This window comes from Streptomyces endophyticus (assembly GCF_035798155.1).
Classification (GTDB): domain Bacteria; phylum Actinomycetota; class Actinomycetes; order Streptomycetales; family Streptomycetaceae; genus Streptomyces; species Streptomyces endophyticus.
On record NZ_JAOZYC010000145.1, the window covers coordinates 23692 to 49715 of the forward strand.

18 protein-coding genes, 6 tRNA genes and 1 pseudogene are annotated in these 26024 nt (G+C 68.6%); 10 read left to right on the forward strand and 15 right to left on the reverse strand.

Going from position 1 to position 26024, the window contains the following annotated elements:
* Positions 1-32: 32 nt before the first annotated feature.
* Both OKJ99_RS27675 and OKJ99_RS27680 read right to left on the reverse strand, forming a co-directional pair.
* Positions 33-106 (reverse strand) — tRNA-Met (locus OKJ99_RS27675).
* Between the two features lie 62 nt (positions 107-168).
* The gene (locus OKJ99_RS27680) at positions 169-1392 is read right to left on the reverse strand and encodes an alginate lyase family protein (RefSeq protein WP_407700777.1); all 1224 of its coding nucleotides are present in this window, start codon (positions 1390-1392) and stop codon (positions 169-171) included.
* A gap of 593 nt (positions 1393-1985) precedes the next feature.
* Between OKJ99_RS27680 and OKJ99_RS27685 the strand changes: the two genes are divergently transcribed.
* Positions 1986-4682 carry an NACHT domain-containing protein gene (locus OKJ99_RS27685; RefSeq protein ID WP_326020383.1) on the forward strand — a complete coding sequence of 899 codons (2697 nt, stop codon included), beginning with the start codon at positions 1986-1988 and terminating at the stop codon, positions 4680-4682.
* Positions 4683-4694: 12 nt separating this feature from the next.
* On the opposite strand, the gene OKJ99_RS27690 is transcribed toward OKJ99_RS27685, so the two are convergent.
* The 5 genes from OKJ99_RS27690 to OKJ99_RS27710 form a co-directional block, all read right to left on the reverse strand.
* On the reverse strand, positions 4695-5213 hold the full coding sequence (locus OKJ99_RS27690) for an NUDIX domain-containing protein (RefSeq protein WP_326020385.1): 519 nt from the start codon (positions 5211-5213) through the stop codon (positions 4695-4697).
* A 36-nt stretch (positions 5214-5249) separates the two neighbouring features.
* A complete protein-coding gene (locus tag OKJ99_RS27695) occupies positions 5250-6053 on the reverse strand; it encodes an aminoglycoside phosphotransferase (RefSeq protein ID WP_326020387.1) in 804 nt (267 codons plus the stop codon).
* A gap of 85 nt (positions 6054-6138) precedes the next feature.
* Positions 6139-6354, reverse strand: coding sequence for a hypothetical protein (locus tag OKJ99_RS27700; protein ID WP_326020389.1), 216 nt, complete (start codon positions 6352-6354; stop codon positions 6139-6141).
* Positions 6355-6356: 2 nt separating this feature from the next.
* The gene (locus tag OKJ99_RS27705; protein WP_326020391.1) at positions 6357-7463 is read right to left on the reverse strand and encodes a radical SAM protein; all 1107 of its coding nucleotides are present in this window, start codon (positions 7461-7463) and stop codon (positions 6357-6359) included.
* Between the two features lie 26 nt (positions 7464-7489).
* On the reverse strand, positions 7490-7945 hold the full coding sequence (locus tag OKJ99_RS27710) for a hypothetical protein (protein ID WP_326020393.1): 456 nt from the start codon (positions 7943-7945) through the stop codon (positions 7490-7492).
* A 112-nt stretch (positions 7946-8057) separates the two neighbouring features.
* Here OKJ99_RS27710 and OKJ99_RS27715 point away from each other — a divergent pair, with 112 nt between their 5' ends.
* Together OKJ99_RS27715 and OKJ99_RS27720 are read left to right on the forward strand one after the other, a co-directional pair.
* A complete protein-coding gene (locus tag OKJ99_RS27715) occupies positions 8058-9302 on the forward strand; it encodes a Twin-arginine translocation pathway signal (RefSeq protein WP_326020394.1) in 1245 nt (414 codons plus the stop codon).
* A gap of 3 nt (positions 9303-9305) precedes the next feature.
* Positions 9306-9626, forward strand: a complete 321-nt coding sequence (locus tag OKJ99_RS27720; RefSeq protein ID WP_326020396.1) for a 4a-hydroxytetrahydrobiopterin dehydratase — start codon at positions 9306-9308, stop codon at positions 9624-9626.
* A 34-nt stretch (positions 9627-9660) separates the two neighbouring features.
* Here OKJ99_RS27720 and OKJ99_RS27725 read toward each other — a convergent pair whose 3' ends face one another.
* Positions 9661-10260, reverse strand: coding sequence for a hypothetical protein (locus OKJ99_RS27725; RefSeq protein ID WP_326020398.1), 600 nt, complete (start codon positions 10258-10260; stop codon positions 9661-9663).
* 55 nt (positions 10261-10315) lie between these two features.
* Between OKJ99_RS27725 and OKJ99_RS27730 the strand changes: the two are divergent.
* A pseudogene (locus OKJ99_RS27730) lies at positions 10316-11938 on the forward strand (site-specific integrase); the annotation flags it as partial.
* 34 nt (positions 11939-11972) lie between these two features.
* Here the strand turns inward: OKJ99_RS27730 and OKJ99_RS27735 are convergent.
* The 5 genes from OKJ99_RS27735 to OKJ99_RS27755 all read right to left on the reverse strand — a co-directional run bounded on the left by OKJ99_RS27735 (position 11973) and on the right by OKJ99_RS27755 (position 17406).
* Positions 11973-12045 (reverse strand) — tRNA-Lys (locus tag OKJ99_RS27735).
* A 99-nt stretch (positions 12046-12144) separates the two neighbouring features.
* Positions 12145-13641: an amino acid permease gene (locus OKJ99_RS27740; RefSeq protein WP_326020400.1), complete on the reverse strand. Its 1497-nt coding sequence runs from the start codon at positions 13639-13641 to the stop codon at positions 12145-12147.
* A gap of 166 nt (positions 13642-13807) precedes the next feature.
* Entirely contained in the window at positions 13808-16117 is a 2310-nt protein-coding gene (locus tag OKJ99_RS27745; protein ID WP_326020402.1) for a DEAD/DEAH box helicase, read from the reverse strand.
* A 233-nt stretch (positions 16118-16350) separates the two neighbouring features.
* On the reverse strand, positions 16351-16887 hold the full coding sequence (locus OKJ99_RS27750) for a hypothetical protein (RefSeq protein ID WP_326020404.1): 537 nt from the start codon (positions 16885-16887) through the stop codon (positions 16351-16353).
* A gap of 168 nt (positions 16888-17055) precedes the next feature.
* Positions 17056-17406 (reverse strand): metallopeptidase family protein, encoded by a 351-nt coding sequence (locus OKJ99_RS27755; RefSeq protein WP_326020406.1) that lies wholly within the window; start codon positions 17404-17406, stop codon positions 17056-17058.
* A 58-nt stretch (positions 17407-17464) separates the two neighbouring features.
* Between OKJ99_RS27755 and OKJ99_RS27760 the strand changes: the two genes are divergently transcribed.
* From OKJ99_RS27760 to OKJ99_RS27775, 4 genes are all read left to right on the forward strand, one after another.
* Positions 17465-19054, forward strand: coding sequence for a metallophosphoesterase family protein (locus tag OKJ99_RS27760; RefSeq protein WP_326020408.1), 1590 nt, complete (start codon positions 17465-17467; stop codon positions 19052-19054).
* A gap of 80 nt (positions 19055-19134) precedes the next feature.
* Positions 19135-19207 (forward strand) — tRNA-Glu (locus OKJ99_RS27765).
* A 51-nt stretch (positions 19208-19258) separates the two neighbouring features.
* A tRNA-Asp gene (locus tag OKJ99_RS27770) sits at positions 19259-19333 on the forward strand.
* Between the two features lie 23 nt (positions 19334-19356).
* Positions 19357-19430: transfer RNA gene (locus OKJ99_RS27775), tRNA-Phe, on the forward strand.
* Between the two features lie 62 nt (positions 19431-19492).
* On the opposite strand, the gene OKJ99_RS27780 is transcribed toward OKJ99_RS27775, so the two are convergent.
* Positions 19493-20581 (reverse strand): ABC transporter permease, encoded by a 1089-nt coding sequence (locus OKJ99_RS27780; RefSeq protein ID WP_326020442.1) that lies wholly within the window; start codon positions 20579-20581, stop codon positions 19493-19495.
* 129 nt (positions 20582-20710) lie between these two features.
* Here OKJ99_RS27780 and hrpA point away from each other — a divergent pair, with 129 nt between their 5' ends.
* Both hrpA and OKJ99_RS27790 read left to right on the forward strand, forming a co-directional pair.
* A complete protein-coding gene (gene hrpA / locus OKJ99_RS27785; protein ID WP_326020409.1) occupies positions 20711-24742 on the forward strand; it encodes an ATP-dependent RNA helicase HrpA in 4032 nt (1343 codons plus the stop codon).
* A 94-nt stretch (positions 24743-24836) separates the two neighbouring features.
* Positions 24837-24911 (forward strand) — tRNA-Asp (locus tag OKJ99_RS27790).
* A gap of 671 nt (positions 24912-25582) precedes the next feature.
* Here OKJ99_RS27790 and bldC read toward each other — a convergent pair.
* Positions 25583-25789 (reverse strand): developmental transcriptional regulator BldC, encoded by a 207-nt coding sequence (bldC, locus tag OKJ99_RS27795; protein WP_326020411.1) that lies wholly within the window; start codon positions 25787-25789, stop codon positions 25583-25585.
* Between the last annotated feature and the right edge of the window lie 235 nt (positions 25790-26024).

A 26024-nucleotide genomic window follows, 5' to 3' on the forward strand; every position in this document is an offset into this window, starting at 1 on the left:
AATCTCGATGAGATTCCGGCCTCGGCCTTCAGTAGCGGGGACAGGATTTGAACCTGCGACCTCTGGGTTATGAGCCCAGCGAGCTACCGAGCTGCTCCACCCCGCGCCGTTGTGTTCACAACACTACGCCATCAGGGGGAGTGAACGCGAATCGCTTCGCGTGACCGTTCACGCGGCGGCGTGTGTGAGGGTCTCCCACGCCACGAACAGGTCGTCCGTCCCCTCCGGCCGCTGCTTCCTGGTGAGCTTCTCGGTCTGCGGGAGGTCCATCTTCAGCCGCCCCTGAAGGTGCTGGAGGCCCACCTCCGTGTCGGGCCCCATGTCCCGCTGCACCTTCCCGCCGCACAGCCAGGTCGGGGCCTTGGTGCCCAGCTGGTACTTGGAGTGCAGTTCGAGCGCGGCGGCGAGCCGGTCCTTGGCCTCCCCGTACAGGTCGACGCCCTGGTGCCAGGCGGTCTCCGCCATGTGGGAGGTGGCGGCGAGGGAGTAGCTGGCGTGCTTGAAGTTGCGGCAGGTCTCCTGCGCGAGCCCGTCCTTGAAGGTCTTCTGCCCGAACCAGTACGTCCGCAGTTCCTTCGGGGTGTCGATGCCGCTGCCCTTCGGCTTCACCGGCAGCTTCCCGTCGGACGACAGATAGAAGTACGCGGGGACGCGGGCGCGGAAGTGCCGGACGGCCTGGTCGAAGGCGCTCTGGTCGTTGAGGTGGACGGCCATGCTCATCGTCGCGTCGGCCATCACCAGGTCCCAGTTGCCGTTGAAGTCGGCGGAGCCGCCCCGCACTTCGGGCAGATAGACCTCGCGCAGCATCCGCTGGAACTTCAGCTCCTGCCCGTCCGGCCAGTCCTTGTACGTGTACTGCATCAGCTCGGCGGCCTTCGCCCAGGACGTGCCGGCCCAGGCGGCCTGCAGCCCCGCGTTGTCCGCGGTGTGCCCGGTGACCTTGTCCGACCAGGCGTCCATGATCTCGACGGCCTTGGCGGCGTGGGCCTTGTCGCGGGTGACGTTCCACAGCAGGGCCTGCGTATAGGCGGCGATGGCGTCCTCGCGCTCCTCGACACAGCCCTGTCCGGTCTCGGCGTCGAAGGGGCACTCCACGGTCGCGTACGGCTTGGCCCGGTAGTCGAGGTCGGCGTACTTGCTGTCGCCCATCTCCTTGTACGCGGAGATCCACGGCTCCTGTTTACGGGCCACGTGGTCGCGGACCGCGGCCAGTTGCCCCTTGCCGACCAGGACGCCCGGGTGCGCGAAGGGGCCGCCGGAGGCCCGGTGTTCGGGGTGCGCACCCACGTCGGAGTCGGTCCGCGTGGCCCCGCCGCACGCCGTCGCGGCCACCAACAGCAGGGGCACGAGGCCCCCCAGAAGAACGCGTCGCGTCCGTGCGCCCGCTGCCATGCAACACCTCCGGTCGGATCACTGGCAGCCTGACGCGTACCGGTGGCCACCGCAGGATCTGTTGCGCCGGTCGGGAAGGGGCGACCCCGGCCGCCGACCGCGCAAAAGGCAGCGCCAACACGCAAAAAGCGGCGCCCGAACCAGCCGAAGCCGGTCCGGGCGCCGCCCGTGTCCTGTAGACCCTGTGGGACTCGAACCCACAACCAATGGATTAAAAGAGCCCGCGATCTTGTGCTGGGTGGTCGCGGGGGCTGATCCGTTGTCCGGAAAGACCAGGTCAGGAAGCTAGTACGGGATGGCTGAGTCCGTCGTATGACGGGCTGTGGGGCTACGTCCGCTCACGCATCGCTCACGCAAACCAGCGTCGATGCCTCGACTGCGTTCACCGTGAAGGGCGGAATGCCCCCAACACGCTTTCCGAAGCTCGTCTGGGGCGAGGGTATGCGTAGGAGTGCTGTCTGGAGGTTGATGATGCGGGCGAGATCAGTAAACGAGGAACAACGACGACGACGGCTCCCCACCTCCGGCGCCCCAGTCGATCAGGGATCCGTGCACACTGGGGGAACCACCAACGGATACCGAAGTGAGGGCTGGTGGCCATCAGAGATGTGGACCGGAAACTCCTCTGGGGTAGGTCCTGGAACGAGTGCGCCTTCCCCGGCTGCAGCCAGGAACTCACTGTTGACCTCGACGCCGAAACGACCCCGCAGAAAACCGTCGTGCTCGGGGAAGAGGCTCACATTGTCGCCAGGGAGGACGAAGGACCGAGGGGCGATCCCGGGGTCCCCCTCGCTGACCGGAACGCATACGACAATCTCATTCTGCTCTGCCCGACTCATCACACACTGATCGACAAGGATCACGGGCGCAACTTCCCGGTCGATGCTCTCCTTGCGATGAAGCACGCCCACGAGGCCGCTGTGGTACGGCGCGGGGTCGTTCGTGGCGTCACCGAGAATGAGCCGACCAGACGGGAAGCGCTGCTCGCTGACTTGTCCACCAGTCGGGGTCGGTTGGTGAGTCGTTGGATCGCTGTAGGACTCGACCCAGAGCAGGCGGAGGAGCTGGCCGACGACAGTACGGTCGGCGTGTGCCCGGAGTTCATGCAGTTCCACGCAGAACGTAGATTCACCGTTCTGACAGGTGACTTCGGTTCAGGAAAGACTGTAGCCCTGGAGCGGGAGTACCAGGCGTCGGCGCTGCGGGCCCTCGACAACCCTGATGAGCCGCTGCCGGTCCACCTGTCCGCGAAATCGACCGGATCAGACTTCCTGCGGGCCCTCGATGAGCAGACCGCCCGTTTTCCCAGTGCCCACAGCAAGGTGACACTTTTCCTCGATGGATTGGACGAGTTCGGAGCCGGACGCTCGGCAGAACTCGTTGATGACCTCCAGGCCTGGCTCTACAGCGCGCCGGGCCGGAAAGTTCTGGCGACCAGCCGTCCGGACGCCAATCTCCGGGCGAATGACTGCCTCACCCTGCCTGCACTCTCGGACACCGAACTCAACGACCTCCTCGAAAGGGTAGGGGCACCCCGAGACTTGGCTTGGCACCCCAACTCCGAAATCCGCGACGCACTGCACCGCCCACTCTTCGCGCTGATCGCCGCCGACTGCCGTAAGGCCGGCTCGCAGGTGCCCTACTCACGTGGATCCTTCCTCGCCGCCCTTGTCGAACGGGCTCTCACCCGGGCCTCTGGGCTCGGCTCGGATACGTACGCCCTGCTTGCCCGGCTCGGTCGGCTCACCCTGGATGTCGGCGGTGGAGTGCCAGCTGGCGAGGTTGGTACCAGCGAGGAGCAGGTGCGACTTGTCCAGACCCGCCTGGTCGTCCACCGCAATCGCATGTTCACCTTCGCACTGCCCGTGCTCGGACAGTACTTCGGTGGCCAGTACGTGCTGGACAACGGCCTGCCGGAGCTTGTGCAATTCTCACCACAGCGCCGAGACCGGTGGCGTGACGCGCTGACCTTTGTTGTCTCCAGCGGCTCTTGGGAACGAGTGACGGCACTCCTCAGTGATCTGACGACAGTCGACCCTGGGTTGGCTGCGTGGATCACTGATCAGGGCGTCCCAAGCTACGAGCGCGAACCAGTGGCCGCCCTTCCCGAGGCCCTTGAATGCGCACGGCGCCTATCCGTAACACTTGATGCCTGGCTCAGTGGAATCGGCCGTGCGGGCACTCTGCTCAGCTGCTCGGATGGAACGGGACGGGGGGTCCCTATCGGGGTTGGGTCAGGCGCTGAGATTTCCACCGGTCTTCACGTCGTGTTCGCCGCCCCAAAAGACTTCGACGGCAGTGAGCGCTTCTTCGAGGTATCCGGAGCGGCAGACATGGATCGGGGGGAAGTGGACGGTGTGAGGATCACGTCATTCCACTCTGTAAACATGCTGCCCGATATGCCTGCCTGGCCATGGCGACTGACTCTGTCCTGGGTGAAGACAAGCATGAAGGCTCTTTTGGAGCGCAGGGCCTTCGTGCTGCCTGGCAATCTGGCCGCGTGTCAGGAACGGGCCTGGTCTCTGTCCCGGCTGCTGACCGGTCAGAGCGGCCACCTGGGCCATCGGCCCATTCCTCTCACTGACGTGGTCTCTTCGATCGACGAGATCTTCCGGCTGGCTCCGAACGCTGGCCGGGTCCAGTTTCAACGCAACACCATGGCGCTGCGGACAGAACTCGTTGAGCTCCGTGACCAATGCGCAGAAAAGCGCCTCCCGACGATGCGCGACGGAAAGATCCACCGCCCATACCCGGTGCCGGATCGGCCGCCTCACGAGCCTTCGAGGGCCATCTCCAGTTTGTACAGCAGGGAGGTGTTGACTGATCTGGTCAGGCACGTCTATTCCGATGCCTTGTCCATCTACGAGGACATCGTCACGGAGTACCTGTCCCCCGTCCAGCGGACCCTGCAGCTCGGCGGAGCGTTGCCTGTCCGGTTCGAATGCAAGATCAGCTGGCCACCTGTCGGAGACGGCCGGCGGCTGGACATCGGGCCCAGGTTCTCTCGCACTGTTCTTCCGCTACCGTCCGGTTCCGCTTCCCAGGTCGATGTCACACAGGTGGAGGATGTCAGCGCCGAGTCCGACTACTGGCCCGAGTGGGTCGGTTCCGACGAGGTCGACTTCCGCCGTATTCGCCCCAAGTCAGCCGCATGGTCGGGCCGCAGCGTTGCCCACGAAACCCTCTGGGTGTTCAAGGACACTCCGGCCACGAACCTTGCTTACAACTGGCTTTCTCAGGACATTAGCGCGGTCGGACTCTCGGGCTCAGTAAGGCCACTTGTCGACTGATGGGCTCGGCCGTTACTTCCCCCAGCCATTCAGAGAGACCTCAGAGCCTCCGCCCAGGTAACTGTGGAGCGCGCTGGCGGTGGTGTCCACGAACTCCTCGGGAATAGCGTCGACATCGACCCAACGGACCTGGGCATGTTTGTGCGGCTCGCGATTCTCGGGCTCGCCAGTCCACTCGTGGGCTACAAACACGACGGTAAGGAATCCGTTAGGAGCCTCAACTCCCCACGCTCCGTGAATGATATGGGCGACCTTCAGCGCCTCCGGCTTCACGACCAGGACGGTCTCCTCGTACAGCTCCCGTGCCGCGGTCTGTGTGATCGGCTCCCCCGGTTCGCTCTTGCCGACCGGCAGGTCCCACATGCCCTGGGCGAACTTGGCGTTCTCGCTGCGCTGCAGCAGCACGACGCGGTCGGTGGTCCGGTCGTGGACGATCACGGCGGCGACCAGCAGGGTCATGGATTCGAGGGCGGGCTTGAAGGCTTGAGGGCGGGCATCGGTCGTCGGCTTGGCCACAGAGTTCCTTTCCATCGGCCTGGTTGTTGGGCAGGCATGCTGAGCGGATTTCTAGACGGCCGTGGCCATGTATGTGTGAAACACGGCGGCGTGCCGGCTCATCCCGCGCTTCCATGGCGTCGGGGCCTCCTCGGCGATCTCCTGCCACAGAGCCGCGTTGGCGGCGGCGAATGCACGCTTGGCCGTGCGCCGAGCGGTTCGCCAGGACGCGAAGCGCCACGCGAATGCCTCCGCTGGTGCCACCTGGTGGCCCGCGTCCATGAGTCGCAGGATCAGGACGGCAGGGTCGATCCAGGCGGCGCCTTGTGTGGGCCAGGCCCAGTCGATGATGTGGGCTCGGTCGTCGATGAGGACGTTGTCCGGGGCGAAGTCGGTGTGCAGGAGCCGGTCTCCTGCGAAGAGGCCGGCGGTGCCTGGCGGTGCGTACGTACCCCACCGTTGCTCGGCGCGTTTCAGGTCGACGTCCGGGGCCTTGACCTTCTGGAGCTCGTCGACCGCGGCCACGACGAGGTCGAGGTCGGGTGAGCCGGGCCGGTAGTCGGCGTGCCGGGCCGGGAGGACCTCATAGCCGAGGAGGTCCCAGCCGCCGGCCTCGATGTGCCAGTGGAGGCGCGGGCTGGCATCAGGGAGGTACGGGTTGATCACGGCTTCCCGTTGTTGAGCATGGACCTGGGGGTGGTCGTGGGGGATGCCTTTGACGAATACGGGGCCGCTGTCCGTGTCGAGGAGTGCGGCGACGCCGGAGTTCATGCCGCCGCCTGCCGTGCGGGCTGCGTAGATGGTGCCGGTCTTGTCGGTGATCGCCTCGCGGACGGCGTCGTTCAGCTCCTCGAAGTGGAGCCGGGGCATGGCCATGCGGTGTCCTCGCAGGTGGGGTACGGGTTGCTGCCCCGCCCTCAGAGTAAGGGGCGAGGCAGCGGTTACTGAGCAGGGTCCGGGCTCAGTACGGGTTGTCGTCGCTGGCCGAGCAGTTGCACATCGCGGCCTCGGACTCCTTGTCGATGTCGCCGATGACGATGAACGCGTCGTCGGCGATGGCGTCGACGTCGAGTGGGATCGGGAGGGTGTGCGCCTCCTCTGCGGGAGGGCGTCGGCTGATGGCGACGAGTACGGGTTCGGGCCGCGTCGCGGCGGCGGTGGCGGTGGGTGGGGGCATGGCTAGTTCCTTCCGTGTTGGCAGTACAGCGATCGATCTGCCTCCGCCTCCTGGTAGAGCTTGGCCAGGGGTCGGCAGGTCCAGCAGGTGCCGGAGAGCTGACAGCCGGAGCATCCACCGGTGCGGAGCTGGAGGGACTCGGCGATGCCGCCGAGTCGGGGCAGGGCGTCGAGGCCCTCGGTGAGGAGCTGCACGTTCGGGTCGCGGCCGACCTTGCAGATCGAGGCGACGCCATGCGGGTTCACGTGGAAGAACGTGTGGCCGGCGTTGCATCCCCGGAACGGGGTGCGGGCACGGAGGTGCTCCTCGGACTGGGAGGCGAGCGGGTTCGCGGCGCCGTCGATGGTTGGCGACAGGTTGGTGAAGACGTGGTGGGGGAAGCCGAGCCGGTCGGCCAGGGCGCGCATCGCGTCGAGTTCGTGCGCGTTGCCGTCCGAGACGACGATGTTGAGTCGGACGGGCAGGCGGGCCTCGCGGGCTGCTTCGAGCCCGCGGAGGAACCGGCCGAACGCGCCTCGGTTGCGCGTCACTTGGTCGTATGTCTCGCTGGTCGCTCCGTAGAGGCTGATCGTCAGGCGGTAGGGGCGATAGCGGTCGAACAGGTCCAGCATCCGTGGCTTGTGGAGTTGGGACCCGTTCGTCGATACGGAGATCATCAGCCCGAGCTCGTTGGCGTACTGGTAGGCGGCGGGAAAGTCACGGTCGATGAGCGCTTCGCCGCCGGTGATCTGCAGCCAGAGGACACCGGCGTCACGGAGGAGTTCGAGGAGCCTCTGCTTGCTGTCCCAGGGCAGACCCTCGCGCTTCTTCTCTCCGAGGTAGCAGAACGCGCAGTCGTAATCGCAGCCGAGGTTGATCTCCCAAGACGCCCGCCCGTAGGGGTGCTTGGAGGGCTCCCGTACGAGCAGGTCGGTGTCGAGAGGGTGGTCGAGGTCCATGTCCCAGGCTTGGCGGGCGGCGTCGCGTAGCCAATCAGGGGCGGCGGCCCGGGCCGCAGTCGCGGCACCCAGCTCCTTGTAGCGGGTCTCGGGGATGCGGACGCCGGCGGGGTGGCCCGGGCGCACGAGCAGGTACTTGCCGAGGAACGGGCTGGCGATCATGCGGTGCATCTCGGTCCTCCACGGTGGCAGGGGGCTTAAGGCAGTCGGCGTTCCGGCGGGAGCCCGGGCTGGGCGATGAACCCGGCGGCGGATCTGGGGGAATCGAGTACGTCCGCGAGGGCGCCAACGGAGCGCGCAAGGTTCTTCACGTGCGCGTACACGAGGTAGTCGCTGTCGAGCGACGTCGGGTTCGTTGGCGAGCTCAGCACGCGGTACGCGGAGCGGAACACGGCCATCGTGGTGGGGCGCTGGTCCGGGTAGTCCTCGCGGATCATCCGCTGCACCAGCTCCGTGAGCAGCTTGTTGTCCGCGTCCAGGCTCCCGCGGCTCGTCTCGGACAGCACCAGCTCCTCGACCTTCCGGACGATGGCGCGGACCAGCTGGTACTCGATGGGTTCCTCGGCAGGAGGACCGACCCGCACGTCTGTCTCGCGGGCCGGGCCACCCGTGGCGGCGTCTTCTCTCGCGTTCGGTACACGTCTGCTGCTCACAGCAGGATGATTGCTACGCACGGTGAAGCGGGACTAGGTCAGACCGTGGCCACGTGTGGCCACGGTGCGGCCATGGCCGAAAGCGGGCGCGATGACACTCCAGACTGCACGTGTGGGCCGCAATGATGCGCTGAGAGCCGCGCGCCTCGGCAAGGGCTGGCGGACGGTGGAGAAAGCCGCCGACGCGCTGAGCATGCACGGCCAACAGCTTCTCGATGACCGGCACTTCACGGTGTCCGCGCGTACGTGGCGGCGGTGGGAGGGCGAGCGCCCTGGATGGCCGAACGAAGAAACGGCCATCGTGATCCATGACGCGCTCGGACGCTGGCCCGAGGACCTCGGGTTCACCACCTCGCCGGGATGGATCCGACCTGAACACCACGAAGAGGAAAAGGTGAAGCGTCGCGAGTTCGGCCTGGTCACCGCTGCCGCCCTGGTCCCGGGGCCGCTTGCGCGGCAGCATGTCGACCCCGCCCTGGTCTCGTACTTTCAGGAACAACTCGAAGGCCACTACCGCGCCGACATGCTCCTCGGGCCGCACGACCTGATCGGCACGGTGAGTGCCCAATACCAGCTCATCGACAAGCTCCTGCGATCGGCGAAGGGCGAGACCCGAAACGGTCTGCTCCGGGTGGGCGCGGCCTATGCGGCGCTGGTCGGCTGGCTCTATCAGGACGCCGGTGACATGCAGGGCGCGAGCTTCTGGCGAGGCGTCACCCAGGAGATCGCGATGCGGTCCCGCGATCCGCACCTGGTCGGCTACAGCCTGGTGAACCAAGCCCAGGTGCGGACCGATCTAGGCGATGGTCACGCCGTCATCGACCTGTGTGAGGCAGCGCTGGAGGACGAGCAGCACCTGGTTCCGAAGGTCAGGATCATGGCTCGACAGCAGCAGGCCCACGGAGCGAGCCTGACCAACGATCGCAGTGTGGTCGACCGGCTTCTCGACGACGCCGACCGGCTGCTGCCTCGAGTCGATGACGACCTGCCCTGGGGCAACGCCTGCCGTCGCACCCCCGGCTATCTGGAGGTGCAACGCGCCACCTGTTACGGCCGCCTCGGTCTCGGCCGCGAGGCCGGCGCCCTGTGGGACCAGGTCCTCCGGGGCGTCCCGGAAACAGCGCGCCGGGACCGCGGCGTCTACATGGCCCGGCAGGCCACAGCCGCAGCCGCTGCAGGCGACCCCGATCAGGCCGTGCACATCGCGTGGGCTGTCGCCGACATCGCGGTGGAGACCAGGTCGGCCCGCATGCGACGCGAACTCGGCACCCTTCACCACGCGATGCGCCCGTGGCACGATGCCCCGATTGGCCAGGACCTTGCCGAGGCCCTGGCACCCGTGATCGAGGGGAGCTGAAGCGTGGCCGAGAACCCGGTGCCGCTGACCGAGGACGAGATCGTGATCGCGCTTGACGGCCTGCCCGGGTGGCGCCGCGACGGCGACGAGATCACACGCACGTTCGGCATCCGGTACCACGGCGGTGTCGCGCTGATCGTGCACGTGGCCGACGTTGAACGGCTGATCGGCCACCACGCGGACATCGACCTGCGCTGGGACAAGATTCGCTTCGGGATCACCACTCACGATGCCGGGCACAAGCTGACCGCCGCGGACTTCGACCTGGCTCACCGGATCGACGACATCGCACGGGCTCATGGCGCCGAGTCCCTCGGTCGATAGCCGGGCATCGCGAGAGCCCCTCCCTCCCACGTGATCAACGGCGCGGGCGGTATCGCGACTGCAAGGGCGCCGTGGATGCCGCCGGGGAAACGTCAGGACGGGAAGTCGCGTTTGACGCTGTGGCGTGGCGAGCCTGGGCGGCACGGGCTCGCGAACTGAGCGCCGGTCGGGCGGCGAGACGTTGGATGCGCCAAGTGAGGGCCCGGGCCGGATGCTCGGCGTCGGCCAGTGTGCGCCGCCCTATGGCGGTGCGCAGGATCTGCTCGGGAGCGTGTCCGGCCTCCTGTGCCTGGCCCAATGCTGCGGTGAGCGCGTCGAAGGCGGTGTCCTCGACGATCTTCTCGGCGTACTCAGGCACGGCATCGCGGATCAAGGCGATATGCCGTTCGACTGTGAGCTGCGACGGTCGTTGCTGGGCGAGCGCGGCCAGGGGCGCCAAGGCCACTTTGCCGTAGACAGCTTGGAGCTGGATCCGGGTGCGATGAGCGGCAGCGACCTGCTGATCGTGGTGGCGGATCTGGTGCCAGCGGGCAGCGGCGATCACGGCCAGGAGCGCGGCGTCGAGGAACATCGCCAGTGCCGCGCCGTCCTTCGGTGACGGCTCGCGCAGGATCGCGCGGACTGCGCTGCGCAAGGCGCGGGCGTGCTGGTGATCGGCCTGTACGCGGGAGCGGACGGCACGCTCGAACTCCGTCCACCGCCGCTGCTACTGCCGCGACCTCGAAACCGGCAAGCCGCTCGGCAGCAAGTGTCCCAAGCTCGCAGGCCGTAAGCACGGCTCGTACTCGATCCGCCAGGAACTCCCGCCCCGCGAGGACGGCACACGGCGCGCCTTCAACCGCGCAGGCTACGAGACCCTCAAAGCCGCCCAGAACGACCTCGACCACGTCCGCTCCCTCATCGCCCTCGCCGACAGCGACGACCCGGACAGCGTCGAGCGAATCGCGGCCCTCCTGGATGAACTCACCACCGACAGGGCGCCACTGCCAGACATCGAGGAGACCAGGCGGCGTCTGAAGGCCGGCATCGGCCTGCGCGGCAGCATGACCATCGGCGAGTGGCTGGACCTCTGGTTCGCCTCGAAGAAGATCCGCCGTACGACGCTCAACAGTTACGCCTCTCACATACGCGTCCATCTGAAGCCCCGCATCGGGCACATACGCCTCGACCGCCTCAACGTCGGCCACCTGGTGGAGATGTTCGACGGCATCGCCGACGAAAACGAGGTAATCACCGCCGAGAACGCGGCCCGCCACGAGCAGATCGCCCGCACCAAGCCGTCCAAGCCCGGCCGCCCCACAGCTGCCGAACGCGCACACCTCTCTGCCGAGCGCGCCAAGCTCGCCGACATGAAGCCGTTCCGGAAACAGAGTGGTCCCAGCACCTGGCAGGCCATCCGCCGCACCCTGCGCGCCGCGCTCAACTCCGCGATCTCGCAGCAGCTCATCATCTTCAATCCCGCGTCCCACGTAGAACTGGCTTCGGGCAAGCGCCCCAAGCCCCTCCTCTGGACGGACGAGCGCGTACGCCGCTGGCGCGAGACCGGAGAGATCCCCGGCCCGGTCATGGTCTGGACGCCCGCCCAGTTCGGCGAGTTCCTCGACGCGGCCGAGGACGACCGGCTCTACGCGGCCTTCCACCTCATGGGCACCCGTGGCCTCCGTCGCGGCGAGACGGTCGGCCAGGACTGGCACGAGGTCGACCTCGACGGCGCACAGATCACGCCCGCCAAGGAGATCGTGGTCGACGGCTGGGACACTTACGAGTCGGAACCCAAGACGGACGGCAGCGCCGACACCATCGCGCTCGCCAGCATGAACGTCCTCGTGCTGCGCGAGCACAAGGCCCGCCAGGACAAGGAACGCAAGGAGTGGGGCCCGGCCTGGCAGAACACCGGCAAAGTCTTCACCCAGGAAGACGGCTCCTGGCTGCACCCCGAGACGCTCTCCGCGACCTTCCGCCGCATCCTCGCCACCACCGAGCTCCCGCCCATCACCCTCCGGGACCTGCGGCACGTGGCCGCAACACTCACGCACGGCGGAGGCGGTGACATCCACACGGTGAAGGCGACCCTGCGGCACTCCACCATCGCGCTGACCTCGGACACGTACACGAGCTTGCCGCCCGAACTCGACCGAGAGATCGCGGAGAAGGCGACGGGGCTGATCCCCCGCGCCCGCGTGCCGAAGCCTGCCGCTCCGAAGCCGCCCGTCCAGCCCTCTGCCGACCCGTCCGCTCACGCATCGCTCACGCAATGGCTCGCAAACGAAGAAGCGCCCGAGCCGACCGAAGCCGACCCGAGCGCTAAATAGCAGGTCAGATGGGGTATCCCCCACCTACATCCCGTAGACCCTGTGGGACTCGAACCCACAACCAATGGATTAAAAGTCCACTGCTCTGCCAATTGAGCTAAGGGTCCACGCGCCGACCTGAGCCGACGCACCCCCGAGCATAGCCCGACGAGACCGGGACGCCGATCGGGTATCGGCATCACGGGCCCCGCGCGCCGGACGGAGCGTCAGCGCAGGAACCAGTGCCGGGCCGAGACCGCCCACCAGGTGCCCGCGAAACCGAGGACCGCGAGGACCGCGATCGGGGCGTAGTTGAAGGTCTCCCAGGTGACCGGGGAGACCTGGGGCAGCATGAAGAGGATCGTGATGACGACGACCCAGGACACCGCCACCACGCCGATCACCGTCGACCAGCGGCCCAGGTGCCACGGTCCCCGCTCGAACGCGTCGCCCTTGCGCAGCCGCAGCAGCGTCGGGATGACGTACGCGATGTAGAGGCCGATGACGGCGATCGAGGTCACGGCCGCGTACGCGGTGACGTTGATCAGGTAAGGCAGGCCGAGGACCAGCGCGCCCGCCGCCGCGAGCCAGACCGCCGCGACCGGGGTGCGGGTGCGCGGGCTCACCGTGTGCCACACGCGGGAGAACGGCAGGGCGCCGTCGCGCGAGAAGGCGTAGATCATGCGGCTGTTGGCGGTCACGGACGCCATCCCGCAGAACAGCTGGGCGCCGATCACGACCAGGAGCAGCAGCTTTCCGGCCGTCGCGCCGAGGGCGTCCAGGAGGATCTGGGCGGGCGGCGCCCCCGTCGGGGAGTTGAGGGCGCCGTCGTACGACTGGATGGCGAAGGTGAAGCCGAGCAGGAGCACGAAGCCGGCGATCCAGGACGTCCAGATCGAGCGGACGATGCCCTTCGGCCCCGCCGTGGACGCGTCGTGCGTCTCCTCCGTCATATGGGCCGACGCGTCGTAGCCGGTGAAGGTGTACTGCGCCATGAGCAGCCCGATGAGGACGACGTACACGCTGCTGCCCCAGCCGGTGTTGTTCACGAACTCGCCGAAGACGAAGGACGCCGACTGGTGGCTGTCCGGCGCGAAGGCGAGCGCGCCGACGATCAGCGCGACGCCCAGCACGTGCCACCACACGCTGACGCTGTTGAGGAAGGCGACGATGCGGACGCCGAAGGTGTTGAGGAGTCCGTGCAGCAGCAGGATTCCCGCGAAGAGCAGGATCGTGCGGCCCGGGGTCACCTCGAAGCCGAACTGCAGGTTCAGGTACGCGCCCAGGAAGGACGCCGCGCCGAAGTCGATGCCGGCGGTCACGGCCACCTGACCCAACACGTTGAACCAGCCCGTGAACCACGCCCACGCCGCCGCGCTGCGCTCCGGCGCGAGCCGGTGCGCCCAGAAATACAGCCCCGCCGACGTCGGATACGCCGAGCAGATCTCGGCCATCGCCAGGCCCACGAAGAGGGTCATCAGGCCGACGCCGACCCAGCCCCAGGTGATGAGCACGGGGCCGCCCGTGTTCATGCCGAACAGGTACAGCGTCAGACAGCCCGAGAGGACCGAGATGATCGTGAAGGAGACGGCGTAGTTCGAGAAGCCCGACATGCGGCGGGCGAGGACCTGCGTGTAGCCGAGCTGGGCGAGGCGCTCCTCGTCGGAGCCCGCGGCCACGGCCGGTTGCTGTCCGTCAGTGGCTCTGCTGGCATCACTTGTCATGCCCCCAGCGATTCCCTCGCCGGAGGCGCCGCATGCGGCCGATCAAGGCCCAACTCCCGTGCCCCACCCCCGTGTCCGGTACCCGAATCCCGGCCCGTGACGAGGAAAGGCCGCGGCCCCACCCCCGTGAGGGAGTGGGGCCGCGGCCCTGTCACTTCAGGAACGGTCAGCCGTTGCGCTTCCAGCGCGGCTTGTCGTCGCGGCGACCGAAGGACGAGCCGGTGCTGGAGCCGGTGCCGGTACCGGCGCCACGGTGGTCGTCACGACGGCCGTAGGGGCGGTGGCCGCCGGCGGGGCGCTCGCTCTGGCGGTCGCGGTTGAACGGGCGGTCGCTGCCCCGGTGACCGCCGGACGGGCGGTCGTCGCGGCGGAAGCCGCCACGGTCGCCGCCTCGGTCGTCACGGCGCTCGAAGGAACGGCCGCCACGGTCGTCGCGGTTGAAGCCGCCGCGGTCGTTGTCCCGGCGAAAGCCACCACGGTCACCGCCGCGGTCGCCGCCTCGGTCGTCACGACGCTCGAAAGAACGGCCACCACGGTCGCCGCCACGGTCGTTGTCGCGGCGGTCGTCGCGGCGGAAGCCGCCCTTGTCGCCACCGCGGTCGTCACGGCGGAAGCCGCCACGGTCGCCGCCACGGTCGTCACGACGCTCGAAAGAACGGCCACCACGGTCGCCGCCACGGTCGTCACGACGCTCGAAGGAGCGCCCACCACGGTCGCCGCCGCGGTCGTCCCGGCGGAAGCCACCCTTGTCGCCACCGCGGTCGTCGCGACGGAAGCCACCCTTGTCGCCGCCACGGTCGTCGCGACGGAAGCCGCCCTTGTCGCCACCACGGTTGTCACGACGCTCGAAGTTGCCCCGATCGTCGCGGCGCTGACGCGGCTGGTCCGAGAACGAACGCTCCGAACGCTCGGTGCGCTGCTGCTCCTCGGCGGCAGCGGCAGCCTTGGCGACCTGCTCGGCGGCGGCCTCCTGTGCGGCGGTGACCGCCGCGGCCACGCCCTCCTCGTCCTCGCCGCGGTCACGGGCGGCGCGGGCGGTGAGGCGGTCGGCCTGCTCGCGCAGCTCGGCGGCGCGACGGGTGGCGCGCTCCAGCTGCTTGGTCAGGTCGGTGACCTCGCGCTCGGCCTGCTGCGCGGCGTTGCCCGCGGACTCGGCCTCGACCTCGGTCATGGACCGGGCGCCGGTGATCTCGGCGACCTCCGGGTCGAAGGCGGCGCCGCCCTGGATGATGTGACGCCCGGCGTCGACGCCCGCGTCCTCCATGAGGCGGAAGATCTGGCGGCGCTGGTGCGGCAGCGACAGGGAGACGACCGTGCCGGTGCGGCCGGCACGGGCGGTGCGGCCCGCGCGGTGCAGGTAGTCCTTGTGGTCGCCGGCCGGGTCCACGTTCAGGACCAGGTCGATGTCGTCGACGTGGATGCCGCGGGCGGCGACGTCGGTGGCGACGAGGGCGTTGACGTAGCCCTTCTTGAAGTCCTCGAGGACGCGGGTACGGGCGCCCTGCGTCATGCCGCCGTGCAGCGCGTCGGACTTCACGCCCGAGTCGCGGAGCTGCTCGGCGATGCGGTCGGCGCCCAGCTGGGTGCGGACGAAGATGATCGTGCGGCCCTTGCGGGCGGCGATGGCCGCGGTGACCGGCGCCTTGTCCTTGGGCTTCACGACGAGGATGTGGTGCGACATGGTCGTGACGTTGCCCTGGGCGCTGTCGACCTCGTGGCTGACCGGGTCCTTCAGGTAACGGGAGACGAGGGTCTTGATCTCGTTCTCCATCGTGGCGGAGAACAGCATCCGCTGGCCGCCGGCCGGAACCTGGTCGAGCAGCTCGGTGACCTCGGGCAGGAAGCCCAGGTCGGACATCTGGTCGGCCTCGTCGAGGACGGCGACCTCGATGTTGCTCAGGTCGCAGGCGCCGCGGTTGATGAGGTCGCGCAGACGGCCCGGGGTGGCGACGAGGATGTCGACGCCGCGCTCCAGGGCGTAGATCTGGTTGCCCATCGACGTACCGCCGCAGACGACCTTCATCTTCAGGTTGACCTGGTCGCCGTACGGCTGCAGCGCGTCCGCGACCTGCATCGCGAGCTCACGGGTCGGGGTGAGGATGACGGCGCGCGGCTTGTGCTTCTCGCTGCGGGCACCGGCCAGGCGGGCCATCACCGGCAGGCCGAACGAGAGGGTCTTGCCGGAGCCGGTGCGGCCGCGGCCGAGGATGTCCTTGCCGGCCAGGGCGTCCGGGATGGTCGCGGCCTGGATCGGGAACGGGGTGGTCACACCGCCCTGCGCCAGCTTGCGCACGACGGCCTCGGGGAGACCGAGGTCCGCGAAGGTGATGGTGGGCTCGTCGTTCTCGATGACCTCGACCGTGTCGGTGTCGGTGTCGATGACCGCGTCCGTGTCGATGTCGAGGTCGGTGTCGATGACCGTGTCGATGTCGTTCTCGACGGCCTGGTCAGCGAGGTTTTCAGTGGAAATGGACATGCGAAATGCGAAACCTTCCGGAGTCTCGGCACGCGCCCGCAACTCCGTGTATTCGCAATTCAGCAAATCGACCGCCTCAATGCGGTCCAGCCACGGCAAGGGAGAGTACGCGCCACGCGGCGCTCTCTTTAGCGGCGCCGGGCAAATGGGATCAAACGATCTACCACCATACGCACCCCCCACCCCCCGAGGCAAACCAGATCGCTGAGACCCGGCTCACACGCCGCCCCCGGTCAGGCCGGATCGCCGGCCTGCGGCCGCGGCTCACTGGCCCGCTCCCCCGCGGTCTCCTCGTGCGCCGACGAGGAGGGCTCGGCGGTCGGTGGTGACGACGAGGGGGCGGCGGACGACTTCGTGGGCGAAGGGGTGCTCGTCGCGCTGGGCGAGCTCGGCCGCTGCGAGGGCCGCTGCGTCGCGCTGCGGGACGGCGAGGTGGGCGCCGAGGTCGGGGTGGACGCCTTCGTGGGGGTGGGGGACGCGGAGGAGGGCGTGGCCGGGACCTTCGGCGAGGCCGGCCGCCGCGAGGGCATCGCCGAGGCCTTCCCGACCCGCGCGCCCACGTCCGTCCCGCCGTCCGGGACCTCGGCGCCGCCGTCGGGCGCGGCGCCCGAGCCGCGCTGCGGCGGGGAGTGGGTGGGCGCGGCACCGCCGTCGGCGCCCACGCTCATGCAGCCGGCGGCCGCGGCGACGGCCACGGTGGTCGCGGCCAACCGGCCCAGACGGAGCACATTGAGCGACAGGGCGCGTTGCGATACGGACAGCTGACGCACGGGCGGGCACCTCCGGTGCACGAGACGGGGTCACCATGGGGGGGTACCGTTCCCAACTCCTGTCCCCCGTACGAGGACACGCGCCGCGCGAGCACCGCACAAAGCCCCCACAATCAGCGCGGGGGCCTCACCCGGGTCTCACCCGTATCGGTCTCACTCGTATCGGTCTCACCCGTATCCCAGCGCGTGCAGCCGCGCGTCGTCGATCCCGAAGTGGTGCGCGATCTCGTGCACCACGGTCACCTCGGTCTCCGTGACCACGTCCTCCCTCGACTCGCACATCCGCAGCGTCGGCCCCCGGTAGATGGTGATCCGGTCCGGCAGCACTCCCGCGTACCACTCGCCCCGCTCGGTCAGCGGGGTCCCTTCGTAGAGCCCGAGCAGCTCGGGGTCCTCGGCGGGCGGCTCGTCCTCCACGAACACGGCCACGTTGTCCATGAGTCGGGTCAGCTCGGGCGGGATCCGGTCGAGCGCCTCTGCGACCAGTTCCTCGAACGTCTCGCGCGTCATCTCCAGCACACGACCATTGTCCGGTACAACCCGCATATCCACCCGTGCACTTGGGCATACGGGAGCAATGGCCCGCTCGCCAGCCGCCGCCATACGTGGACTCCGCCGCCGCACGCGGAGCGTTCGCGGCGCGCCCTCGGCCCTGCTGCGCCACTATCGCGCCCGGCACCCCCACCCGGTCCTCGAACTGGTCCATCCGCCGCATCCGTACGTACGCGCGCTCGGCCTGGTCGCCACCGTGCTGCTCGGCGCCTGGCTCGGCCTGCTGATCGTCGGCAGCGTGCGGGCGCCGGTGGGGCCCATGGACACGAAGATGACGCTGCGTCCCTCCTTCACGGGCGGTACGAAGATCAACGTGTCGCCGCTCGGCGCCCTTGAGCTGCATTCGCACACGGCGCCGATCCGCCTCGACGTCGATGTGGACCGCCTTGACCCGGCCCGCGCGCAGACCCTCGTCGACCACCCCGAGCGGTTCTCCGGGCTGCAGGACGAGGTCGCGCGCGACGTCGAGCACGGCACGGTGGACCTGGCCCTGCGCTCCTGCGTCGCGGTGGTCGCGGGCGCCACGACGCTCGGCCTCGTGGTCTACCGCCGCCCGCGCCGCGCCCTCGCCGCGGGCGGCCTGGCGCTCACCCTGCTCGCGGCCTCGGGCGGCACGGCGTACGCGACGTGGAACCCCGAGTCGGTCCTGGAGCCGAAGTTCTCCGGGCTGCTCTCCTCGGCGCCATCCGTGGTCGGCAGCGCCCGCTCGATCGTGACCGAATTCGACGCGTACCAAAAGGAGTTGGCGCTCCTGGTCACGAACGTCACCAAGCTGTACGACGCGACGTCCACGCTCCCCACGTACCAGCCGGACCCCTCGACGATCCGCGTCCTGCACGTGTCGGACATCCACCTCAACCCGGCGTCGTGGAAGATCATCGCCTCGCTCGTGGAGCAGTACAGGATCTCGGCGATCGTCGACACCGGCGACACGATGGACCACGGCTCGAAGGCCGAGAACGCGTTCCTCGACCCGATCGGCAAGCTGGGTGTGCCCTACGTCTGGATCCGCGGCAACCACGACTCGAAGAACGCGACGCAGAAGTACCTCGCCGACCGGGGGCGCTTCAAGAACGTCCGCGTCCTCGACGACGGGAGGGCCGTCACGGTCGCGGGCCTGCGCTTCGCCGGCATGGGCGACCCGCAGTACACCCCGGACCGCGCGGTGCGGGCGCAGGGCGATCCGGCCGAGCGCCTGTCGGGCATCCGGCTCGCCTCGGCGCTGCGCGACCAGCGGGCGGCGGGCACCCCGGTCGACATCGCGCTCGCCCATGAGCCGGCCGCGGCCCGCGAGGTGGACGGCGAGGTGCCGCTCGTTCTGGCGGGCCACATCCACCACCAGGAGATGAAGGTGCTCCCGCTCGGCACCCGGCTGCGCGTCGAGGGCTCGACGGGCGGCAGCGGTCTGCGCGCGGTCGACAACGAGAACGGCCACCCCGATCCGGTGGAGGCGTCCGTCCTCTATCTGGACCGCTCCACCAAGCGTCTACAGGCCTGGGACGAGATCCGCCTGGGCGGTCTGGGGCTGACGAAGGCGGAGGTCAGCCGCCATCTGCCGCAGGAGAACCAGCCCGGCGCGACCCCCTCCCCGAGCCCCGGGGAGAGCTCCCCGTAAACCGTTTTGGCGATAGCTCCCTGCATCCCATATGCTTCTCACGTCCCCGACGCGCTGCAAAGCGCGCAGGCGGGCCGATAGCCCTCATCGTCTAGCGGCCTAGGACGCCGCCCTTTCAAGGCGGTAGCACGGGTTCGAATCCCGTTGGGGGCACGTACGACCGTGTGAGAGACTTGCTCTTGCTTGTCTCGCACACAACAGCTGGGTCCTGTGGAGCAGTTTGGAGTGCTCGCCACCCTGTCAAGGTGGAGGCCGCGGGTTCAAATCCCGTCAGGACCGCTGAAGTTCCTCGTGAACTTCGTGGCTGGGTAGCTCAGTTGGTACGAGCGATCGCCTGAAAAGCGATAGGTCGCCGGTTCGATCCCGGCCCCAGCCACAGGAACTAGGCCCCGTCTCCGGACGGGGCCTATTGCGTTTCCCGGCCCCCGACTTCCCTGTTCAGACCGGCGCCGCGTGCAGCGGTCCCGTGCCCCGGCCGCCCGGGTGGCGATGCCGCCAGAACCAGAAGAGGGCGCAGGAGACCAGGGCCCAGCCGGCCAGCACCAGGATCGGGAAGGCGTGCTGGTTGCCCTGGAAGTAGACCGCCGTGTGCTGGGCGTTGTACGAGGCTCCCGGTGGCAGCCACTGGCCGAGGCGGCCGATCACCGTGGGCAGCAGCGGGGGTGCGACCGCGCCGCCGGACGCCGGGTTGCCGAGCAGGACCAGCAGGCCCCAGGTCGGGATCATCGCCCAGCGGTGGAAGAACGTGTTGAACATCGTGAAGACCATGCCGCAGGTGAACATCGTCAGCGCGAGGATCAGCCAGGACTCGACGAAGGGCAGGTCCACCGCGCCGAGCCCCCAGTCCGCGACCGCCGCCACGGCGAACCCGCCGAGCAGCGCGTAGGCGACCGTGAAGGCGATCCGCTCGGCCGGGTTGAGGCCCCGCGCGTGCACGCTGAGCTGGATCGCGCCGACGAAGCCGATGATCACCGCGGCGAGCGTGATGTAGAAGATCGTGAGGCCGCGCGGGTCCCCGCCCTGCAGCGGGTTCACGTCCTTCACCGTCACCGGGATGCCGGTCGCCCTGCTCACCGGGGGCGCCGCCTCGGTGAAGACCTGGGCGACGGTGACCCCGGAGGCGCCGGAGACGTCGATGTGGACGCGCGAGCCGCCGCCGCGTACGTCGAGGACCGCGTAGATCTTCTGGGCGTCGAGGGCGTCGCGGGCCTCTGCCCGGGAGTCGTAGGGCTTGAGGTCCAGCTGCGCGTCGAGCGCCTTCTCCATCGCGCCCAGGAACCGCTGGCCCTGTGCCTGGTCGTACGCGCCGGTGACCCCGGTCGGGATGTTGTGCGGCGTCGGGTTCGCCATGGAGTACGTGTACGAGCCGGCGAACAGGGCCGCCGCCGCGGACAGGATCAGGACGAGCACGCAGGCCGGGAAGAACGGTGAGCCCTTGAACCCCTTCCAGCGGTCGGCCCCGCTCAGCGGGCGCCCGTGCGCGCCGTGCGGCGGGTGCGCCTTCTCCGGTTCGGGCTCATCGGGCATGTGGGACATATCCGCACGTTAAGTCACGCGTCCGCGCTCTACATCCGGACACGGGCCCCGGCCACCCCTGCGCACCAACCGCAAAACCGGTCGCCACGCATTTCCCCGAGGTGAGATCCTTGGGGTCGTATGTCTACGCAGCCTGCCCCCGCCGCCGATCAGTTCGCCGCCGTAGCGCGGCGGATCTCCGAGTTGTCCCTGCGCGATGCGCACCGCCTCGGGCGCAGGCTCGAAGGCGCCCGCAAGATCCGTAAGCCGGAGGCCCGCGCCGCCGTCGTCGCGGAGATCGACGCGGAGGCCGAGAAGGCGGCCGTCCGCACGGACATCCGTCGCGAGCGCCGCGCGGCCCTCGACGTCACGTATCCCGAGCAGCTCCCGGTCAGCCAGAAGAAGGACGAGATCGCCGCGGCGATCCGCGACCACCAGGTCGTGATCGTCGCCGGTGAGACCGGATCGGGAAAGACGACGCAGATCCCGAAGATCTGTCTCGAACTCGGCCGTGGCGTGCGCGGCATGATCGGGCACACCCAGCCGCGCCGCATCGCCGCCCGCACGGTCGCCGAGCGCGTCGCCGACGAGCTGCACACGCCGCTGGGCGAGGCGGTCGGCTGGAAGGTCCGGTTCACCGACCAGGTCGACCAGGACGGCACGTTCGTCAAGCTCATGACGGACGGCATCCTGCTGGCCGAGATCCAGACGGACCGCGAGCTGCGCGCGTACGACACGATCATCATCGACGAGGCCCACGAGCGGTCCCTGAACATCGACTTCCTCCTTGGCTACCTGGCGCAGCTGCTGCCGAGGCGCCCGGACCTGAAGGTCGTCATCACCTCCGCGACCATCGACCCCGAGCGCTTCTCGCGGCACTTCGGGGACGCGCCGATCGTCGAGGTCAGCGGCCGTACGTATCCGGTGGAGGTGCGGTACCGCCCGCTCCTCGAAGAGCGGGGCGAAGACTCCGACCGCGACCAGATCACCGCGATCACGGACGCCGTCGACGAGCTCCAGAAGGAAGGGCCCGGCGACGTCCTGGTCTTCCTCTCCGGGGAGCGCGAGATCCGTGACACGGCGGACGCGCTGGAGAAGAAGTACGCCCGCGCCGGAGGCGCTGTCGTACACAGCACCGAGGTGCTCCCGCTGTACGCGCGCCTTTCGCACGCCGAGCAGAACCGCGTCTTCCAGCGCCACACGGGCCGCCGCATCGTGCTCGCCACGAACGTCGCGGAGACCTCCCTGACGGTCCCCGGCATCAAGTACGTGATCGACCCCGGCACGGCCCGTATCTCGCGCTATTCGCACCGTACGAAGGTGCAGCGACTGCCCATCGAGCCGGTCAGCCAGGCCAGCGCCAACCAGCGCAAGGGCCGCTGCGGCCGTACGTCCGACGGCATCTGCATCCGCCTCTACTCCGAGGACGACTTCCTCGGCCGCCCGGAGTTCACGGACGCGGAGATCCTCCGTACGAACCTGGCCTCCGTCATCCTCCAGATGACCTCGGCGGGCCTCGGCGAGATCGAGAAGTTCCCCTTCATCGACCCGCCGGACCACCGCAACATCCGCGACGGCGTCCAACTCCTCCAGGAACTGGGCGCGTTGGACCCCTCCCAGAAGGACGTCCGCAAGCGGCTCACGGAGCAGGGCCGCAAGCTCGCCCAGCTCCCCGTCGACCCGCGCCTGGCCCGCATGGTCCTGGAGGCCGACAAGAACGGCTGCGTACGCGAGGTCATGGTGATCGCCGCGGCGCTCTCCATCCAGGACCCGCGCGAGCGCCCCTCCGACAAGCAGGCGCAGGCCGACCAGCAGCACGCCCGCTTCAAGGACGAGACGAGCGACTTCCTCGCCTTCCTGAACCTGTGGCGCTACGTACGCGAGCAGCAGAAGGAACTCGGCTCCTCCGCCTTCCGCCGCATGTGCAAGCGCGAGTACCTGAACTTCCTGCGCATCCGCGAGTGGCAGGACATCTACACGCAGCTGCGGACGGTCGCGAAGCAGATGGGCATCCATCTGGGCGACGCCGACACTCCCGCGGCGGACGACTCCATCCACGTCTCCCTTCTTTCCGGTTTGCTCTCGCACATCGGCATGAAAGATGTGAAGGAGACCAAGGAGTCGGCGCAGAAGGACCCGAAGCAGGCCGGCCGCGACCGCGGACGCAACGAGTACATCGGCGCCCGCAACGCCAAGTTCGCGATCTTCCCCGGCTCGGCCCTCTTCAAGAAGCCCCCGCGGTTCGTGATGTCGGCGGAGCTCGTGGAGACCAGCCGCCTCTGGGCCCGCGTCAACGCGAAGATCGAGCCCGAGTGGGTCGAGCCGCTCGCCGAGCACCTGCTCAAGCGCACGTACAGCGAGCCGCACTGGGAGAAGGACCAGGCGGCCGTGATGGCGTACGAGAAGGTCACGCTGTACGGCGTCCCGCTCGTCGCCCAGCGCAAGGTGAACTACGGGCGGATCGACGCCGAGGTCAGCCGCGAGCTGTTCATCCGCAACGCCCTGGTCGAGGGCGACTGGCGCACGCACCACAAGTTCTTCGCCGACAACCGCCGACTCCTCACCGAGGTCGAGGAGTTGGAGCACCGGGCGCGCCGCCGCGACATCGTGGTCGACGACGAGACGCTCTTCGACTTCTACGACCAGCGGGTACCCGAACACGTCGTGTCCGGCGCCCACTTCGACTCCTGGTGGAAGCAGAAGAAGAGCGAGGAGCCCGAACTCCTCGACTTCGAGCGCTCGATGCTGATCCGCGAGTCGGCGGAGGCGGTCACCAAGGACGACTACCCGGATTCCTGGCGTCAGGGCGGGCTGAAGTTCCGGGTGACGTACCAGTTCGAGCCGGGGGCGGACGCGGACGGCGTGACCGTCCATCTCCCGTTGCAGGTGCTCAACCAGGTCACCGACGAGGGCTTCGACTGGCAGATCCCCGGCCTGCGCGAGGACGTGGTCGTCGAGCTGATCCGGTCCCTCCCCAAGCCGATCCGCCGCAATTACGTGCCGGCGCCGAACTTCGCGAAGGCGTTCCTGGACCGGGCGGTGCCGCTGCAGGAGCCGCTGCCGGTCACGCTCGCGCGCGAGCTCCAGCGCATGGTCGGCGTCCCGGTCGCGCCGGACGACTTCGACCTGACCCGCGTACCGGACCACCTGAAGATCACTTTCCGGATCGTCGACGAGCGGCGCCGCAAGCTCGCCGAGGACAAGGATCTGGAGGCGCTCAAGCTCCGGCTGAAGCCGAAGGCCCGGCAGGCGATCTCCCAGGCGGCCAAGGCCACCGCGGAGCGATCCGGCGGCCCGTCCGTGGAGCGCACCGGCCTCACCGACTGGAGCGTCGGCACGCTGGCGAAGGTCTTCGAGACCCGGCGCGCGGGCCAGCCGGTGAAGGCCTTCCCGGCCCTGGTCGACGACGGCGACACCGTCTCCGTACGCCTCTTCGACAGCGAGGCCGAGCAGGCGCAGGCGATGTGGAAGGGCACGCGCCGGCTCATCCTGCGCAACATCCCGGTGAACCCGGGCAAGTTCGCCTCGGACAAGCTGAGCAACGCGCAGAAGCTCGCCCTGTCCGCGAACCCGCACGGCTCCGTCCAGGCGCTCTTCGACGACTGCGCGATGGCGGCGGCGGACAAGCTCATCGGCGACTTCGGCGGTCCCGCGTGGGACGAGGAGTCGTACCGGAAGCTCTACGACAAGGTGCGCGCGGAGATCGTCGACACCACGGTGAAGGCGGTCGGCCAGGTGCAGCAGGTCCTGGCGGCCTGGCAGGCCTGCGAGCGGCGCCTGAAGTCCACGAAGAGCACGGTGCTGCTGCCCAACCTCCAGGACGTGCGCGCCCAGTTGAACGAGCTGGTGAAGCCGGGCTTCGTCACGGCCACCGGTCTGCGGCGGCTGTCCGACCTGATGCGCTATCTCGTCGCGGCCGACCGCCGGCTCCAGCAGATGCCGACCAGCGTCCAGCGGGACACCACCCGCATGGAGAAGGTCCACGAGATGCGGGACGAGTACCTGTGGCTCCTTGAGCAGATGCCGCAGGGACGGCCCGTGCCGCAGGAGGTGCTCGACATCCGCTGGATGATCGAGGAGCTGCGGGTCAGCTACTTCGCCCACGCGCTGGGCACGGCGTACCCCGTCTCGGACAAGCGGATCGTGAAGGCGATCGACGCGCAGGTTCCGTGATCGGCCGACCGCACACGGTGAGTTCGACCGCACGGCCTGCGCTGCTGTAGAGTCCTGTCTCGCAGCGCAACGCAGTACAGCGCAGCGAAAACCTGGTCCTGTGGAGCAGCTTGGAGTGCTCGCCACCCTGTCAAGGTGGAGGCCGCGGGTTCAAATCCCGTCAGGACCGCAGTAAAGAAGAACCCCCGCACCGTACGGTGCGGGGGTTCTTTCGTTTCCCAAGGGCGCACGGCGCCACGGGACCGCTCCCGCCCGGCCGCTGAGCACCCGTCACCTCCCACGGCGCTCCAGGGGCCCGCCGGGAAGGCCCCTGGAGCGCCGCGGGAGCGCCTGCGGGAGCGGCGGGGACGAAAGACCCCCGAAGAGGTGACCAAAGGCGACCCTGCGCGCCCTCAACTGGTGGCAGCCTAGGGAGAGTCGATGGCGCGGGCAGGAGCGTGCACCGGCGCCGGCGCCCATTAGCGCAAGGGCGTCACCTGCAACAAGCGGCAAGGCGTGTGACGGGAGTCACCGAACTTGTTTTGGAAACACCGTTTCTTACCCCCTCCCTACAACGGCTCAATTTAATATGTGCAATTGCACCACCCTCGACAGGTGGCCACAGAGGCACACATGAACCCCCACCGGGGACCGGCCCGCGCGCACAAAAAAGATCGCGCTGGACCCGGCGGAGTCCAGCGCGATCGAACGACGCTTGCATGAGGCAGTTGAGATGACGCCTCGGCGGTCTTCATAAGAAGGAGTCCTGTTGGGGCAGGACCCGCGTCGAGTGGAGCTATGGGTGGGCATGTGCCGGGTTGGGGGACCCGGAACGCCCGTATTGCTGCGTTATGCGGTGCCTCAGGCCTCGCTGCGCTGCTGCGGGATACCCGCAAGCAGGGCGCGGACCTCGGCCTCGCGGTAGCGGCGGTGTCCGCCGAGCGTACGGATCGACGTGAGCTTGCCAGCCTTCGCCCAGGGCGTGACCGTCTTGGGGTCGACGCGGAACATCGTGGCGACCTCAGCCGGGGTCAGCAGCGGCTCGGCATCAGGGGTGCGAGCGGTCATGAGCGGCCTCCTCGGAGAACCGAACCTTCTCGGTTCATTCCTCTAAATTCTGCACCTTGACCCGCGTTGCCCGAAATGGCGGACGCGAGTCGAGTCGGTTATAGGACGAACGGCTTGTCCTCGGCACTACAACTACACCATCCGTCCAGCCACGTCGGCCAAACCGATGGAATTGCCCTCCCAGGTGTTCATCAGCGACGGATGCCGATGGACCGTGCCATAGCGGACAGTCACG

What these genes read in the sequence shown, in the direction of transcription:
- OKJ99_RS27780 (WP_326020442.1), bottom strand. Translation starts at nt 20,581, where the DNA reads ATGCCCGATGAGCCCGAACCGGAGAAGGCGCACCCGCCGCACGGCGCG.
- OKJ99_RS27760 (WP_326020408.1), top strand. Translation starts at nt 17,465, where the DNA reads ATGGCCCGCTCGCCAGCCGCCGCCATACGTGGACTCCGCCGCCGCACG.
- hrpA (WP_326020409.1), top strand. Translation starts at nt 20,711, where the DNA reads ATGTCTACGCAGCCTGCCCCCGCCGCCGATCAGTTCGCCGCCGTAGCG.
- bldC (WP_326020411.1), bottom strand. Translation starts at nt 25,789, where the DNA reads ATGACCGCTCGCACCCCTGATGCCGAGCCGCTGCTGACCCCGGCTGAG.
- OKJ99_RS27680 (WP_407700777.1), bottom strand. Translation starts at nt 1,392, where the DNA reads ATGGCAGCGGGCGCACGGACGCGACGCGTTCTTCTGGGGGGCCTCGTG.
- OKJ99_RS27745 (WP_326020402.1), bottom strand. Translation starts at nt 16,117, where the DNA reads ATGTCCATTTCCACTGAAAACCTCGCTGACCAGGCCGTCGAGAACGAC.
- OKJ99_RS27700 (WP_326020389.1), bottom strand. Translation starts at nt 6,354, where the DNA reads ATGCCCCCACCCACCGCCACCGCCGCCGCGACGCGGCCCGAACCCGTA.
- OKJ99_RS27740 (WP_326020400.1), bottom strand. Translation starts at nt 13,641, where the DNA reads ATGACAAGTGATGCCAGCAGAGCCACTGACGGACAGCAACCGGCCGTG.
- OKJ99_RS27695 (WP_326020387.1), bottom strand. Translation starts at nt 6,053, where the DNA reads ATGGCCATGCCCCGGCTCCACTTCGAGGAGCTGAACGACGCCGTCCGC.
- OKJ99_RS27705 (WP_326020391.1), bottom strand. Translation starts at nt 7,463, where the DNA reads ATGCACCGCATGATCGCCAGCCCGTTCCTCGGCAAGTACCTGCTCGTG.
- OKJ99_RS27690 (WP_326020385.1), bottom strand. Translation starts at nt 5,213, where the DNA reads ATGGAAAGGAACTCTGTGGCCAAGCCGACGACCGATGCCCGCCCTCAA.